Source organism: Citricoccus sp. NPDC079358 (assembly GCF_040702545.1).
Lineage (GTDB): Bacteria > Actinomycetota > Actinomycetes > Actinomycetales > Micrococcaceae > Citricoccus.
Genome location: NZ_JBFBLI010000016.1, coordinates 25717 through 40678 on the forward strand (window position 1 = coordinate 25717; position 14962 = coordinate 40678).

10 protein-coding genes and 1 tRNA gene are annotated in these 14962 nt (G+C 69.6%); 3 read left to right on the forward strand and 8 right to left on the reverse strand.

The annotated features are described in order from the left end of the window. Positions 1 to 3 precede the first annotated feature (3 nt). Together AB0333_RS15310 and AB0333_RS15315 are read right to left on the reverse strand one after the other, a co-directional pair. Entirely contained in the window at positions 4 to 525 is a 522-nt protein-coding gene (locus AB0333_RS15310) for a DUF3830 family protein (protein ID WP_115930955.1), read from the reverse strand. 25 nt (positions 526 to 550) lie between these two features. Beyond that, positions 551 to 1810, reverse strand: a complete 1260-nt coding sequence (locus AB0333_RS15315; RefSeq protein WP_115930956.1) for an aminotransferase class III-fold pyridoxal phosphate-dependent enzyme — start codon at positions 1808 to 1810, stop codon at positions 551 to 553. Positions 1811 to 1920: 110 nt separating this feature from the next. Between AB0333_RS15315 and AB0333_RS15320 the strand changes: the two genes are divergently transcribed. Continuing rightward, complete coding sequence (locus tag AB0333_RS15320) at positions 1921 to 3393, forward strand: NAD-dependent succinate-semialdehyde dehydrogenase (RefSeq protein ID WP_115930957.1); 1473 nt, start codon at positions 1921 to 1923, stop codon at positions 3391 to 3393. A 39-nt stretch (positions 3394 to 3432) separates the two neighbouring features. Here the strand turns inward: AB0333_RS15320 and AB0333_RS15325 are convergent, their stop codons facing one another. Then, positions 3433 to 4623 (reverse strand): ADP-ribosylglycohydrolase family protein, encoded by a 1191-nt coding sequence (locus tag AB0333_RS15325; protein WP_245952035.1) that lies wholly within the window; start codon positions 4621 to 4623, stop codon positions 3433 to 3435. 127 nt (positions 4624 to 4750) lie between these two features. On the opposite strand from AB0333_RS15325, the gene AB0333_RS15330 reads away from it, so the two are divergent. Continuing rightward, the gene (locus tag AB0333_RS15330; protein ID WP_366219564.1) at positions 4751 to 6091 is read left to right on the forward strand and encodes an exonuclease SbcCD subunit D C-terminal domain-containing protein; all 1341 of its coding nucleotides are present in this window, start codon (positions 4751 to 4753) and stop codon (positions 6089 to 6091) included. Continuing rightward, entirely contained in the window at positions 6088 to 9201 is a 3114-nt protein-coding gene (locus AB0333_RS15335) for an AAA family ATPase (protein WP_366219565.1), read from the forward strand. The genes AB0333_RS15330 and AB0333_RS15335 overlap by 4 nt, the downstream gene beginning before the upstream one ends. Here the strand turns inward: AB0333_RS15335 and AB0333_RS15340 are convergent. The 5 genes from AB0333_RS15340 to AB0333_RS15360 all read right to left on the reverse strand — a co-directional run bounded on the left by AB0333_RS15340 (position 9188) and on the right by AB0333_RS15360 (position 14929). Continuing rightward, the gene (locus AB0333_RS15340) at positions 9188 to 10672 is read right to left on the reverse strand and encodes a malate:quinone oxidoreductase (RefSeq protein WP_115930960.1); all 1485 of its coding nucleotides are present in this window, start codon (positions 10670 to 10672) and stop codon (positions 9188 to 9190) included. The two genes, AB0333_RS15335 and AB0333_RS15340, sit on opposite strands and share 14 nt — an antisense overlap. A 55-nt stretch (positions 10673 to 10727) precedes the next feature. Further along, positions 10728 to 12488, reverse strand: coding sequence for an ABC transporter substrate-binding protein (locus AB0333_RS15345; protein WP_115930961.1), 1761 nt, complete (start codon positions 12486 to 12488; stop codon positions 10728 to 10730). A gap of 45 nt (positions 12489 to 12533) precedes the next feature. Continuing rightward, positions 12534 to 12618 (reverse strand) — tRNA-Leu (locus AB0333_RS15350). 141 nt (positions 12619 to 12759) lie between these two features. Further along, positions 12760 to 13236, reverse strand: coding sequence for a thioredoxin-dependent thiol peroxidase (gene bcp, locus AB0333_RS15355; protein ID WP_115930962.1), 477 nt, complete (start codon positions 13234 to 13236; stop codon positions 12760 to 12762). A gap of 94 nt (positions 13237 to 13330) precedes the next feature. Then, the gene (locus tag AB0333_RS15360) at positions 13331 to 14929 is read right to left on the reverse strand and encodes a peptidoglycan DD-metalloendopeptidase family protein (RefSeq protein ID WP_366219566.1); all 1599 of its coding nucleotides are present in this window, start codon (positions 14927 to 14929) and stop codon (positions 13331 to 13333) included. Positions 14930 to 14962 lie beyond the last annotated feature (33 nt).

Consider the following 14962-nt stretch of genomic DNA (forward strand, 5'->3'; position numbering starts at 1 on the left):
CCCCTACTCGCGCTCGAACACCAGCCGCTCGCCGGCGAATCCGTTCCGCCACAGGTCGTTGCAGGCCGCGGCCATGGCCTCGAGCCCAGTTGCGCCCGCTGAGTTGTCCGGGCCGGACACAACCGTGCCGAACACGTTGCCCGGGACCCATCCGACGTCACCATTGAGGAGTAGGTTGTTCCGGTCGTAGAACAGGGCCAGGTCCGTGGCGCCCTGGGCCTCGTGGGCGGTGGTGCCGGGCGCATAGCCGTAGGCGGGGTTGCCGATCTCCCACGGCTCGAAGTCGAACAGGCACACATCCCCGGGGATCGGCGTGACCGTGGGGTTCTCCCGTCGAGGTGCCGCCGTGATGCGGGGCAGCAGGGCATACACCTCGTTGCGGGCGAACTTGGCGTGATAGGCGTCCCCGGCCAGCGGGAGGGCCTCCCAGACGGCCGCACACGTGGCGGGGGCCAGGTCGTCGAGCAACCGGACGCGGCAGGAGACCTGGCGGGTGGCGAGCGTGAGGATGAGGTGGCGTGGCATCGGGTCCCCTGGTTCTGCGTTCTGCCTAGATCTCCGCGAGGACTTCGGACCAGATGGCCAGGCCCTCGTCGATCTCCTCCGCGGTGACCACGAGCGGCGGGATCATCCGGACCACGTTCATGTAGGCGCCACAGGTCAGCATCAGCAGGCCCTTGTCCGCCGCCACGGTCAGGGCGGCCTTGGCCCGGCCCGGATCGGGGACGCCGTCAGCGGTGGTGAACTCGCTGCCCACCATCAGTCCGAGCCCGCGGACGTCCCCGATCCCGCCGGCACCGGGGGAGCCGGCCGCGGCAGCCGACCGGGCGCCGTCGAGCAATTGGGTGCCGCGTTCGGCGGCGTGGCCCACGAGCCCCTCGTCCTCGATCACCTGCAAGGTCGCGACGGCGGCCGCACAGGACACGGCGTTGGCACCGTAGGTGCCCCCCTGGGAGCCCGGCCAGGCCCGGGCCATCACCTCTTCGGTGGCGGCGATCCCGGACAGAGGGAAGCCGGAGGCGATGCCCTTCGCGAAGGTGATGATGTCCGGGGAGACGTCGAAGTGCTGGTGACCGAAGTACCGTCCGGTGCGGCCGAACCCGGTCTGGATCTCGTCCATGACCAGCAGGATGCCGTGCTGGTCCGCCCGCTCGCGCAGGCCGGCGAAGAAGGCGGTGTTCCCAGGGATGTAGCCACCTTCGCCGAGGACCGGCTCCACGATGAACGCCGCCGTCTCCTGCGGGGACGTCACGGTGGCGAAGAGGTAGTCCAGCTCCCTCAGGGCGAAGGCCGTTGTCTCCTCTTCACTCCAGCCGTAGCGGTAGGCGGTGGGGAACGGGGCGATGTGCACCCCGGACATCAGGGGACTGAAGCCGGCGGAGAACCGGGTGCCGGAGGTGGTCATGGTCGAGGCGGCCACCGTGCGGCCGTGGAAGCCGCCGTGGAACACGATGACGTTCGGCCGTGCGGTCGCCTGCCGGACCAGGCGCAGCGCCGCCTCCACGGCCTCGCTGCCGGAATTCGCGAAGAACAGTGAGTCCAGGTGGTCCGGCAGCACCTCGGACAGCTTCTCCGTGAGCTCGATCAGGGGCCGGTGCATGACGGTTGTGTACTGGCCGTGGATGAGGGAGGCCACCTGCTCCTGGGCGGCTGCCACCACGCGCGGATGGCAGTGGCCCGTGCTGACCACCCCGATGCCGGCGGTGAAGTCGAGGAACCGCCGCCCGTCCTGGTCGTAGAGGCAACTTCCGCGGGCATGGTCCACGATCACGGGACTGGCCTGCTTGAGGTGGGGTGACAACGCCGTCATAGATGAGCCTCCGGTCGAGGAGTGGGTGCTGGGTCGGTGGCTGCGGTTGGGTGTTGACAGTACTTCTACGATGGGCTGACCGGCAAGGATCCACGACGCGGAGGCAGCACATGCGCCAGTCAACCCCCTCTTCAGCCACCGAGGCAGCAGCCATCGCCTCCGTCCCGACCGGCGTGTTCGCCGGCGGTCGGTGGCGGACCACCGCCCGGACCATGCCCGTGGAGGACCCGTCCACGGGAGCGGTCCTGACCGAGGTGGCCGATGCCAGCCCGGAGGAGGCCGCGGCCGCCTTGGATGCCGCGGCCACAGCCCAGGCCGACTGGGCGGCGACCCCGCCACGGCAGCGCAGCGAGATCCTGAGCCGGGCCCACCGGCTCATGGTCGAGGAGACCGACCGGCTGGCGTTGATCATGACCCTGGAGATGGGTAAGCCTTTGGCCGAGGCCCGCGGTGAAGTGGCCTACGCGGCCGAGTTCTTCCGTTGGTTCGCCGAGGAGGCGGTGCGGATCGACGGGGGCTACATGACCGCCCCCGCCGGCGACTCCCGCTTCCTGGTGGCCCGCGAGCCCGTGGGGCCCTGCATCCTCATCACACCGTGGAACTTCCCCCTGGCCATGGGGACCCGCAAGATCGGCCCGGCCCTGGCCGCCGGATGCACCTGCGTCATCAAGCCTGCCTCCCACACGCCGCTGTCCATCCTGGCCCTGGCCGAGATCCTCGTCCGCGCGGGGGTCCCGGACGGGGTGGTCAACGTGGTCACCACGAAGCGCAGCAACGACGTGATGACCCCTCTGATCCTCGACCCGCGGTCCCGCAAGCTCTCCTTCACCGGCTCCACCGAGGTGGGCAAGGGACTGCTCGAGCTCGCCGCGAAGACCGTCATGCGCACCTCGATGGAATTGGGTGGCAACGCCCCGTTCCTGGTCTTCGAGGACGCCGACCTGGACGCCGCAGTGGAGGGGGCGATGCAGGCCAAGATGCGCAACATCGGCCAGGCCTGCACCGCCGCCAACCGCATCCTGGTCCAGCGCTCGGTGGCCGCGGACTTCGCCGATCGGCTCACCCGGCGCATGGCCGAGCTACCGCTGGGGCGCGGCGTGGAGGACGGTGTGGTCGTGGGGCCGCTCATCAACGCCGGGGCCGTGGACAAGGTCGCCGAACTCGTGCGCGACGCCGTCGGGCGCGGGGCCGAGGTGCGGCTGGGCGGCCAGGCCGTGGACCGGCCGGGCCACTACTATCCGGCGACGGTGCTCACCGGGGTGCCGGCGGACGCCGAGATGTGCAGCGCCGAGATCTTCGGGCCCGTGGCCGCGCTCTCCGAGTTCGACACCGAGGAGGAGGCCGTGGCGATCGCCAACGACACCCCCTACGGGCTGGTCTCGTACCTCTACACCACCGACCTGGCGCGCGGCTTCCGCGTCAGCCACGCACTGGAGACGGGGATGGTCGGCCTCAACCGCGGGGTGGTCTCCAACCCGGCGGCGCCCTTCGGCGGTGTCAAGGAGTCCGGGGTGGGCCGCGAGGGCGGGTTCAGCGGCATCGACGAGTTCCTGGAGACGAAGTACATCAGCGTCGGACTCTGAGGTCGGTCTAGAAAGGTCGGCCTCGGATCGCGCCTCGGCTCAGCTGGTCGCGGCGATCCAGCGTTCGGCGGCCTCGGCCACGATCTCCCGCTCGCCGATCCATGCCGGAACGGCGGCGTCGGGAAAGATGTTCATCCCATAGCGGGCCCCGAGGAGCTGACCGGCCAGGGAGGCGGTCGAATCGGAATCGCCGCCGTGGTTGACGGCCAGGTGCAGGGCAGCGCGGAAATGCAGCGCCGCGCGGAAATCGACGGGCGCCAGCGCCTCGACGTCCGGGTCCACCGCCGCATCGCCACCGTCGAGTGCCGCAGCCTGTGCGGGATCCACAGCACCGCCAGTCACCAGCACGGCGTAGACCGCGATGGCCAAGGCCTCCTCGGCCACCCAGCCCTCGCCCAGTGCGGCGGGGACAGCACCGCCCCCGGCGGATTCGTCAGGCCCGTCAGATCCGCCAGGCCCGCGAGACCCGGCCAGAGCGACGGCCGCACGGACCGCCGCGGCCGTGCCGCCGTCGTCGGGCACGGTGTCCAGCCACTCCAGCGCGGCGGTGACGGACGCGTCAACCGCGTGCCCGGCCATGAGCCGGGAGATCATCAGGCCGAAGGCGGCGGCCGAGGTCCATGCTGCCGGGTGGCCGTGGGTCAGGACGGCGCCCCGGCGGGCGAGGGAGACGACCATGGTGTCCTCGAGGCCGGGGACCATGCCGTAGGGGGCCGAACGCATGACGGTCCCGCAGCCCTTCGACTCTGGGTTCTGCGGTTGGTGGGGCAGGCCCATGTCACGCGAGGACAGGCCGGACAGGCAGGCATTGCCGGGGGCTCGGCGCACGTGCATCTCCGGGTGTTCCTCGAGCCAGCGCGTGGGCGGCTCGGGGGCTCCCTCAGGGAGGGTGCCGGTCTGGGTGCGGTACCAGCGCAGGCAGGAGAGCCACACGCAGGCGGCGGGATCGGCCATGGAGCCCTCGTTGGCCCACTCGATCCAGTCCAGCAGACCGTCAAGGACGAAGAGCGTCATCTGTGTGTCGTCGCTGATGGGGATCGTCCCGCCCGCGCGGATGGCGGGCACTTGGAGGGGGTGCGTCAGCCCGCCGCCACCGTGCTCGGCGCGGATCTGCGGCAGCGAGGAGAACTCGACGGTGTAGCCCAGGGCGTCCCCGGCGGCACCGCCGGTCAGCAGGCCCAGCACCCGTGAGGGGTAGGTGGGGGAGGATGGCGCGGCGGATTCGCTCATGATCTCCATCGTAGGCACTGCCGGCGGCATGGCAGGACCACATCACCACATCGCAGGACCACATCGGCAGGACCACGGCTGTGGAGAAGTGCCAAACGCGTCCTGTGTGACGGATAGCGTGGTGTCCATGTTGATCCTGCACACCTCTGACTGGCATCTGGGCCGTTCGTTCCACGGAACCGGCCTGCTCCAGGCACAGCGTGAGGTCCTTGACCAGATGGCTGCCACGGTCCGGGAACGGGGCGTGGACCTGGTTGTGGTGTCCGGTGACGTGTATGACCGTGCCCTGCCCGCCGCTGATGCCGTGGAGGTCCTCGATCGGGCCCTCGCGGAGCTGGTGAGCGCCGGGGCGGCCGTGGTGCTGACCAGCGGGAACCACGATTCCGCCATCCGGCTGGGCTTCGGCGGCCACCTCATGGGCGCCTCCGGGGTGCACTTCCGGACCCGGATGGACCAGGTCACCGCGCCGGTGGTGCTGGAGGATCCCGACGGCGGCCTGGTCGCCGTCTACGGTGTGCCCTACCTCGAACCCCGGCACGCCGGCCAGGTGTGGGAGGTGGACCCGAACCACACGGCGGTGACGGCCGAAGCGGTGCGAAGGATCCGGGAGGACGCCGAGGCGCGGTTCGGCGGCCAGGACCAGGAGGCCGCCGTGATCGCCATGGCGCATCTCTTCGCCGCCGGTGGTGCCGGGTCGGACAGTGAGCGGGACATCGGCGCGGATGTCCTCCAAGGCCAGCCACCCGAGAACCAAGAAACCGAGAACCAGGCGCCCGAGAACCAAGAAACCGAGAACCAAGAAACCGAGAACCAGGCGCCCGAGGACCAAGAGACCGAGAACCAGGAGGGACGGGCGGACTGTCCGTCGGAGGAGCTGCTCGTGGGCACCCTCGGACAGGTACCGGTCTCGGTCTTCGAAGGCATCGACTACGTGGCGCTGGGCCACCTGCATGGCCGCCAGCGGATGGCGGAGACCGTGCGGTACTCGGGATCACCGCTGCCGTACTCCTTCTCCGAGGCCAACCACACCAAGGGCGGACTGCTCGTGAGGACGGCAGGAGGCACGGTGACGGGCGTCGAGACCGTGGACTGGTCCGCCGGGAGGAAGCTGGCCGTCCTGCGTGGACGGATCGAGGACCTGATGGACAACCCGGACCACGCGTGGGCGGAGGACCGCTGGTGCCAGATCACCGTCACGGACCCGTTGCGCCCCCCGCAGGCCTACCGCCGGCTCAAGGAGCGCTTCGACGGGCTGTTGAACTTCGTTCTCGATCCCGAGGTTGGCGCGGCAGCGGTGAAGTCGACCTACGCCGCCCGGCTGGCCGCCGCGACCACGGACCTCGAGGTATGCACCGGATTCGTGGAGCACGTGCGGCAGCGCCCAGCGTCAGCGTCCGAGACAGCACTGTTGACGACGGCGTTGGCGGAGAGCAGGACCGAGCTCGGGGACGAAGGAAGTGCCGCATGAGGATCCACCGACTCGAGCTGCAGGCCTTCGGCCCCTTCGCCGGACGGGAGAACGTCGACTTCTCCGAACTCAACGAGGCGGGCCTGTTCCTGCTCGACGGCCCCACCGGTGCCGGTAAGTCCACCGTGCTGGCCGGGATCTGCTTCGCGCTCTACGGAACGGTCCCCGGTGGCCGGAGCGCCGAGGGACTGGCGAGTACCCAGTCCCCGATCGGGACGCGGCCCGAGGTCCTGCTGGACTTCACCATTGGCGCCCGGAACTTCGAGGTCCTGCGGTGGCCGAAGTACCGGCGTCCGGCCAAGCGGCAACGCCAGGGAGAGGCCGGCATCACCCTGACCGAGGAGAAGGCCGGTGCGGTGCTCCGTGAATTCCGGGACGGTGAGTGGGTCGAGGTCTCCGTGCGGGCGGACGAGATCGGCCAGCTGCTGCGCCAGGAGTTGTACCTGGACGCCGAGCAGTTCATGCGCGTCGTGCTGCTGCCCCAGGGGGAATTCGCCGCCTTCCTGAAGGCCGGATCCCAGGACAAGGAAACGCTGCTCCGTAAGCTTTTCGGCACGGGCCGGTACGACGGGGTCGCGACGTCCCTGGCCGCACGGCAACAGGCTCTGGAACAAGCTGCGCGGCGGGACCGGGATCTCGTGGCCACGGCCCGCCAGGATCTCCTGTTCTCGTTGCAGGACGGACTGGGAGAGGGCTGGTGGGACTCCGAAACCGAGCCGGAGGGGTGGCCGGACGCCGAGCTCGTGTCCCAGTCGACCGCTGCCGTGGCCGCTGCCCTCGAAGCCTCCCGGGCCGCACGCCACGATGCCGTGGTGGAGGCGTCCCGCGCTCAACGAGCCGTGGACTCGGTGAGCCGGACCCGGCAGGACCTGCAGGCCGCACAGGCCTGGGCGGACCGGACCAGCCGCCACGAGGAACAACGGAACCCCACGGTTTCCGCCCGGTCCGCCGTCGAACAGCACCGGGCGGCAGTGCCCGTGAACCGCAGGGCCACGGAGGCCCGAGCGGCCGAGGACGCCCACCGGGAGCATCGTGCGGCTCTGGACCGTGCCCTGGAACGGGCGTGGGCCGATGAACAGTGTCTGGCATGGGACCGAGCCCTGGACCGAGCCCTGGACCGGGCCTGGGACCGGGACGGGGGTGAGGCATCGACCGGCCTGGCCTCCAGCTTCGACGACCTGCGCCAACGGGCCGAACGGGACCTCAACCAGCTGGCCGACCGCGAGCGGGACGCCGCAGCCCTGACCCGGTCCGAGGCAGAGCGCGCACGGCTGGTCGACTCCATCGAGGTCTCGAACCGCACGGCCACTGCGGCCGAGGCCGAACGGGACGAGCTGGTGGCAGCGCAGCGAAGCCTGCACCAGCGCCTCGAGGACCTGGCCAGTCCGGCCGCGGGCCTGGGCCCCGCTCGGTTGCTGCTCGAACAGGCCACCGCCCGGAAGGAAGCAGCACTGGCCCATGAGCGGGACCACCACGCCAGGGCGGCCGCCGAGGACTCCCTGCGGACTGCCACCGACCGGGCCCAGGCGGCCGTGGATGCCTGGCAGGACGTCGTCGAACGTCGGCTGGCCGGGGCCGCCTCACTGCTGGCGGCTGCCTTGCAGGACGGCGAGGCGTGCCAGGTCTGCGGGTCAGTGGACCACCCGTCACCGGCGGCACCGGGCGACGCCGAGATCTCCGCCGAAGCCCAGGACCGGGCGCGTCAGGACATGGACGGGCTCACAGCGGCTCGACGGCGCGCTGAGGCCGCCGTGGACGAGGCGCGACGCACGGCGGAATCCAGCCGACTGGCCTCGGCGGGCCTGTCACCGCAGGACGCCGAGGTGGCCTTGAGCCAGGCCCAGGATGCGGTGTCTGCCGCACAACAAGCCGCCCGGGACCTCGAGTTGGCCCGTACCGCTGTGCAGCAGAACGAAAAAGACCAGCTGGTCCAGGCCAAGGTGGCCGAGACGGCTCGCGGCGACCTCGCCGCGGCGCAGACCCGGCTGACGGCGGCGGACGAGGACATCGACCGCCTCCGCCGGGTGGTGGCAGAAGCCTTGGACGGCCGGACCGACCTTGCTGTGGTGCGTCGGGAACTGGAGGCTGCCAAGCAACTCGTGGACGCCGTGGTTGCGGCTGCGGCCGCCGAAGCCACCCATCGGTCACTGGCCCTCCAAGCCGCCGAACACCTCGCCGCTGAACTCGGGGCGAGTCCCTTTGCCACGGTCGAGGACGTTCGTGCCGCCGTATTACCGGCCGAGGAGGAGACTCGACTCGCGGCTTCCGTCCGGGACTGGGACCACGAGGAGGCACGCTTGGCCGAGCTGGCCGCCAGTGAGACGGTGCAACGCGGACGTGAGCTTCTCCAGGGCGGCACCAAACCGCCGTCGGAGCAGGAGGTGGCGCAGCACGAGGCTGCCCTGGACGCTGCCACGCAACATCGCGATGCCGCGGGCGAACGGGTCGGTGTGTTGGAGTCACTGCACCGGCAGACGAGCCGGCAGGCCGGCGTGCTGACCGAGGTCGCCGACCGCTCGGCCGGACAAGTGGCGGATCTCGAAGAGACGGAGGGGCTGCTCAGGCTCGTCCGCGGCGCCGGGGAGAACTCGTACAAGATGACTCTCGGCAGTTATGTGCTGGCCGGTCGCCTGGAGGAGGTGGTGGCAGCCGCCACGGAACGGCTCCTGGGCATGACCCAGGGCCGGTACGAGTTGCGCCACGACGACTCGGCCCGGGGCCGCGGCATCCGCGGGCTCGATATCACGGTGTTCGACCGGTATACCGAGGATGAGCGGGCCGCCTCGACCCTGTCTGGCGGGGAGACGTTCATGGCCTCGCTGGCCCTGGCCTTGGGACTGGCGGACACCGTGCAGGCCGAGGCCGGGGGTGTGGACATGGACACCCTGTTCGTGGACGAGGGCTTCGGATCCCTGGACACCGCCACCCTGGCCGACGTCATGGACGTACTGGACGGACTGCAGGCCGGTGGCCGTACCATCGGCATCGTCAGCCACGTCGACCGGATGAAGCAGGACATCGGCTACCGGCTCGAGGTGCAGAAGACCCAGCAGGGTTCACACCTTCAGGTCCGTGTGCCGGACCGGGTGGGGCCGGTCAGGCGAGTTTGAGCGCGGCGTTGGTGGCCTGCTCAACCTCTTCCATCAGGGTCCGGTTCTCGTTGAGCCGGTGACCGCTGGAAGGGATCATCTCCTGCAGCTTGGGCTTCCACGCCTCCATCATGGCGGGGAAGCACTTCTCCAGCAGCCCGACCATGATCGGAGCCGCCTGCGACGCGCCCGGGGAGGCACCCAGCAGGGCGCCGATCGAGCCATCGCCCGCCGTGACGACCTCGGTGCCGAACTGCAGCACGCCGCCCTTCTTCGGGTCCTTCTTCATGACCTGCACACGCTGGCCTGCAGTGATCATCTCCCAGTCGCCGCCGTTGGCGAGCGGGTAGAAGTCCTGGAGGGCGTCAACCTTCTTGGCCTGGCTCTTGGTGACCTCGGTGACGAGGTACTTGACCAGATCCACGTTGTCCTTGGCGACGTTGAGCATCGGCAACAGGTTGTGCGCCCGGACCGAGAGGGGCAGGTCCAGGTAGGAGCCGGACTTCAGGAAGTTCGAGGAGAATCCGCCGTAGGGGCCGAACAACAGCGAACGGCGTCCGTCCACGAAGCGGGTGTCCAGATGCGGAACGGACATCGGCGGGGCGCCGACTGAGGCCTGGCCGTAGACCTTGGCCATGTGCTGGTTGACGATCGACTCGTCAGTGCACTTGAGGAACTTGCCGGAGACGGGGAAGCCCCCGAAGCCCTTGCCCTCGGGGATGCCGGAGGACTGCAGTAGGTGCAGGGCGCCGCCGCCGGCCCCCAGGAAGACGAAGCGGGCTCGGGCGGTGAAGGACTCGCCGGCGGCCTTGTTCTTGACCTTGAGTTCCCATCGGCCGTCGGTGCCGCGGTCCACGGAGGTGACCTTGTGGCCGAAGCGCACGTCCACCCCGGAATTGGCCAGGTTCGTGGTCAGCTGCCGGGTCAACGAGCCGAAGTCCACGTCCGTGCCATTGGTCTGGCGGGAGGCGGCCAGCCGCTGGCCATCCTTGCGGCCGTCGATGAGCAGCGGGGCCCAATCGCGGATGGTATCCGGGTCCTCCGTGTGCTCCATGGTCTCGAACAGGGGATGGGCACTGAGGGACTCGTGGCGAGTCTTGAGGTAGTCGGCGTGATCGTTGCCCCACACGAAGCTCATGTGCGGCAGGGGATTGATGAAGGTCTTCGGTTCGCCGAGCTTGCCCTCGTTGACCAGATAGGACCAGAACTGGCGGCTGACCTGGAACTGCTCATTGATGGCCAGTGCTTTGGTCGGATCGACCGTACCATCGGCGCCCAGCGGGGAGTAGTTCAGCTCGCAGAGGGCAGCGTGGCCGGTGCCGGCGTTGTTCCATGGGTCGGAGGACTCGAGACCGGCCTGGTTGAGGTTCTCGAACAGGCCGATCGACCAGTCCGGCTGCAGCTGCTGCAGGAAGGTCCCCAGCGTGGCGCTCATGATGCCACCCCCCACCAGGACAACGTCGTAGGTGGTTGCGGCAGACTGCTGGCTCACGATTCTCTCCCAGGGTTACGGATGGGTGACAGATAGGGGTCTGCCCTTGACTTTACTACCGGCGCGGACCGCTCTGATCCACGGGTACGATCCGGTCGAAACGCTCGTCCAAGACCGGAGAGGTCGGGTAGGAGACCAGCGTGTGTCCCGAGGCGACGGCGGAGATCGGATACACCAGGGGCAGGGCGGGTAGGTCCAGCGCCAGCGATTCCGCACTGCGCCGGTACAGGGTTGTGCGGGTCTCGGCATGCCTGCTGGACACGGCCTCGGTCAGGGTCTCGACCACGAACGGGTTCGAGTAGCCGAATTCGGTGGAGTGACTGCCGAAGAGCGGCTCGAGGAAGTGGTGTGGATCGCGGTACTCGCCGGTTCGGCCGGACAGGTGGAAGGCCCGGCCGGTGTCCGCGTTGAGCCGGTCAAGATAGCCGTCCTCCCACCGGACGGGTACCGGCTCCAGGACAAGACCGACGTTCGCCAGGTCCTCGGCGATCCGGGCATACACGGGTTCCGGGGAGGGCAAGTAGGGCCGTGACGTCTCCACGGGGTACAGGAATTCCAACGGCTCACCGCGGTATCCGGCCAATTCCAGCAACCCCCGGGCCTTCTCGGCGTCATAACCGTAGGTCGTCAACTCCGGATGGGCCACCCCCAGGGACGGCGGGACGAACTCGTCGGCCTGTGAAGACCCCGCCAGGAAATACTCCTCAGCCAGGGCCCTCCGGTCGAGGGCGTGCGCCACGGCCTGACGGACATACAGCTGGCCCAGGATCGGATGCTGGGTGTTCATCCCCAGGTACAGGACGGAGAAGGGATCCCGTTGGAGCACCTGCGCGCCTCCCTGCACGAGGGGGCGCAGGGTGGACGGGGAGACGTAATCGAAGGCATCGAGGCGCCCGCGGCGCAACTCCCGGAGCCGTTGCTGGGCTCCGGTGATCATCGACAGGGTCACCGGTCCGACGGCGGAGGGCCCGTCACGGTAGTCAGGGTCGGCTTCCAGTACCAGCAGGTGCTCGCCGGTGGCCTCGTCTGCACCGTCGGCCTTGCCGGCCCCGTCTGCACCGTCGGCCTTGCCGGCCCCGTCTGCCGGTGCTGCACCCCAGCGGAACGGGCCGGTTCCTGCCGGCCGGGCCTCCGGGAGCTTGCCGGGCTCAGTCTCCGCCAGGGCACGGTCGAACTCGACCCATGAGTCGGGCGAGCTGAGGCCGAACGGCGGGGAAGTGAGCGCGGCCGCGAGGAAGACGATCGGTTCGGACAGGACGAGGGACACCGTCCGTTCACCGACGGTCTGGCACTCGACGTAGCGGCACTGCTCGTCTCCGGCATACCCACCGAAGACGGAGGCGAAGGCCAGGCGGGGCAGTCGGTCCAGTCGGTCCTGCCCCAGGAGTCCGGGCAATCGGGCCCACCGCTCGAAGTTGGCCGCGACGACCTCGGCGGTCAACGCGGTGCCGTCGTGGAATTCGACATCCGGGGCGAGGGAGAAGGTGTAGCGCAGACCGTCGTCGGTGACGGTCCAGTCACTGGCCAGGTAGGGGATCGGGGCACCTGTGTTGTGATCGACTCCGAGGAGCGTCTCCAGGACCTGGCGCGTGCTGCGATGGGACTCGGCGTCCACGGTGAGGGACGGGTCCAGCGATTGGGGCCGGGCCGGAACGCCGATGGTCACGGGCACCGTGGCAGGAGCGGGGGGCGCCGATGGCGGCGGAGTGGAGCCTTCCGGAGCGGATTCGCTGCGGATCTGGGCCGCGCACCCGGTCATCGGCAAGACGAACGCCGCCGCCAGGGACGTGATGACGGTGCGGCGCGAGATCTCCACGCGTCCGGGCCTCCCTGAAACTGAGGTGAAAGGGTCTGGTACTTCTGGTGCGGGCGGGGGGACTTGAACCCCCACGTCCGAAGACACTGGAACCTAAATCCAGCGCGTCTGCCAATTCCGCCACGCCCGCAGGTCCCCGCTGACGGGAACAACGGCCCATCATACCCGCTGGGGCGGACGCGGATCCGTCGTGGGCCCGAGGTAGCGAGGACAGGAAAGGTCGGCGGCGCCGATGCCTCCCTGACACGCCCCGGGGCGGTCCTGAGGTGACTCAGGCGAGCTGGAGATCCCGGCGGAGCTTGGCCACGTGTCCCGTCGCCCGGACGTTGTACTGGGCCAGTTCCACAGCGCCGTCGGTGCCGACCACCACGGTGGAGCGGATCAGGCCCTCGTAGGTCCGTCCGTAGTTCTTCTTCTCGCCCCAGGCACCGTAGGCCGCGGCCACGGCGTGGTCCTCGTCCGAGAGCAGCGGGAAGGCCAGCGCCTCGGCCTCGGCGAATTTCGTCAGCTTGGCAGGCCCGTCGGGGGAGATTCCCACCACGGCGAAGCCCTCTGCCGTGAATGCCGCGAGGTTGTCGCGGAAATCGCAGGCCTGGGTGGTGCAGCCGGGCGTGGCAGCAGCCGGGTAGAAATACACGATGACGCGCTGGCCGGCGTAGTCGGCGAGGGCGACGGTATTGCCCTCCTGGTCGGTCAAGCTGAAGGCGGGAGCCGTGTCACCCGGGGCGAGTCGCTGCTGATCAGTCATGCGCACCACTGTAGGGCTTCCCCCGATGTGCGACGTTTCCGCAGCGAGCAGGCGGTACGCCGTCGGTACAGGATTCTCACCCCGACGTCGGTGCTCAGGACGTCGCTGGCGCCGAGGTGGCCGACGAAGCTGCTGTGAGGAAGTCCTCATCCGAACATGCGGGGAGGGCTTCCAGCCAGGCGGTGCTGGGGTCCACCTCTGCCAGGCGGCGTGCATCCACCTGCTCGGGGTCGCCGGCCGCGCTCAGCACGGCGATGACCTCGGTCAGCACGGTGTCGGCCGTGATGTCCAAGCCGCCGTTGAAGTCGTCCGGGTCCAGGTCCACACACCAGCGGGCTGCCTCGACCTCGTCCAGGGCCTTCGGAGCGGCCGGAGCCTCAGGGGTGGGCGCTGGGTCAGTGGGCGCTGCCGATGGCGGCTCGGGTGACGGGGTTGCTGATGGCTTCGGTGGCTGCGTCGGAGCGGGTGTCGGGGTGGTCGGCGATGGTGTGGACGTGGGCTCCGGCGGAGATGGTGTCGGTGCTGGCGTCGGTTCCGCTGTTGGTTTGGGCGTGGATGTTGGAGGAGTCGTGAGAGTGGGGGCAGGCGTCGAGGGCTTGGCGGTGACGCTCGGCTGCGGAGCCGTCGGCTTGGAGGTCGGGGCGGGCTTGGACGGGTTCGGTTTCGGTTGCGCTGTGGCCGACGGGGGCGCGGGCCGTGAGGCCGAGCCATCGGTGGGCCGTTCGGGTGCCTTCGCCGGCGGGGCATCTGGCCGAGGCGCCCTGGACCCGTTCCTGCCGCTTTCCTGCGTGCTCGGCTTCTGCCCTTCCTGCTTCTGCGGGTCGGAACGCTCGGCTTCAGAGGTGGAGTCCTTCGAGCCGGACGCGATGCTGGTCGGCGGGGCCGTCGTCGGATTGCCGTGGGAGGCGTTGCGGATGCGTTTCAGGTCCTCCGGGGTGAGGGCGGCCGGCTGGCCCGCCACGGCCGGCAGCACGAGGGAGGGATCCAGATATCGGCCGTCCAGGGTGATGCCGAAGTGGACGTGGCAACCGGTGGAGTTGCCGGTCGTCCCGGCCAGGGCTATCACGTCACCCCGGGTCACTCGGTCGCCGGCGGAGACCAGGAGCACCGAGTTGTGGTGATAGGCGGTGGCCAGGCCGTCTCCGTGGTCGAGGTCGATCCGCAGTCCGGACGTACCCCGGTCCGCGGCGAAGCGCACGGTGCCATCCGCAGAGGCCCGGACCGGAGTGCCACAAGCCACCGGGTAGTCCTGACCGATGTGGAACTGCATGGCTGGACCGATGTTGGTCGGGTTGACGCGCCAGCCGAAGGCGGAGCTGAGCGAGATGGGCCCGGACACGGGATGGTCCATCACCACGTTGATGCCGGGGATCGCGCCTCGATGAGCCGAAGCCGGAACGTGGCCGGAGGCGGCGTCAGCGGACCCGGTCCGTTCCTGCAGCGTCTGCTGTTGTGAGGCCGAGAGGACGACGAAGGATCCGGGATAGGCGCTCTGGGCGGTGGCAAAGGAACCGTTCACCACCGGGGCGAGGTCCCCGGGGGATCCGCCGTCGGAAGGGCCTGCCGTGGCGGGGGCAAGCGAACCGGGAAGGAGGAAGGTGGATCCTCGTTGCGCTTCTTGGCCGTGGGTGGAGTCCGTCGCGGCCGCCGATGCGGTGGAGGGAAGCTCTGTCCCCCGTGACGGAAGAGCCATCGACGTGCCCACTCCTCCGGAGACCGCGAGCAG

What these genes read in the sequence shown, in the direction of transcription:
- bcp (WP_115930962.1), bottom strand. Translation starts at nt 13,236, where the DNA reads ATGACTGATCAGCAGCGACTCGCCCCGGGTGACACGGCTCCCGCCTTC.
- AB0333_RS15330 (WP_366219564.1), top strand. Translation starts at nt 4,751, where the DNA reads ATGTTGATCCTGCACACCTCTGACTGGCATCTGGGCCGTTCGTTCCAC.
- AB0333_RS15315 (WP_115930956.1), bottom strand. Translation starts at nt 1,810, where the DNA reads ATGACGGCGTTGTCACCCCACCTCAAGCAGGCCAGTCCCGTGATCGTG.
- AB0333_RS15325 (WP_245952035.1), bottom strand. Translation starts at nt 4,623, where the DNA reads ATGAGCGAATCCGCCGCGCCATCCTCCCCCACCTACCCCTCACGGGTG.
- AB0333_RS15320 (WP_115930957.1), top strand. Translation starts at nt 1,921, where the DNA reads ATGCGCCAGTCAACCCCCTCTTCAGCCACCGAGGCAGCAGCCATCGCC.
- AB0333_RS15360 (WP_366219566.1), bottom strand. Translation starts at nt 14,929, where the DNA reads ATGGCTCTTCCGTCACGGGGGACAGAGCTTCCCTCCACCGCATCGGCG.
- AB0333_RS15310 (WP_115930955.1), bottom strand. Translation starts at nt 525, where the DNA reads ATGCCACGCCACCTCATCCTCACGCTCGCCACCCGCCAGGTCTCCTGC.
- AB0333_RS15335 (WP_366219565.1), top strand. Translation starts at nt 6,088, where the DNA reads ATGAGGATCCACCGACTCGAGCTGCAGGCCTTCGGCCCCTTCGCCGGA.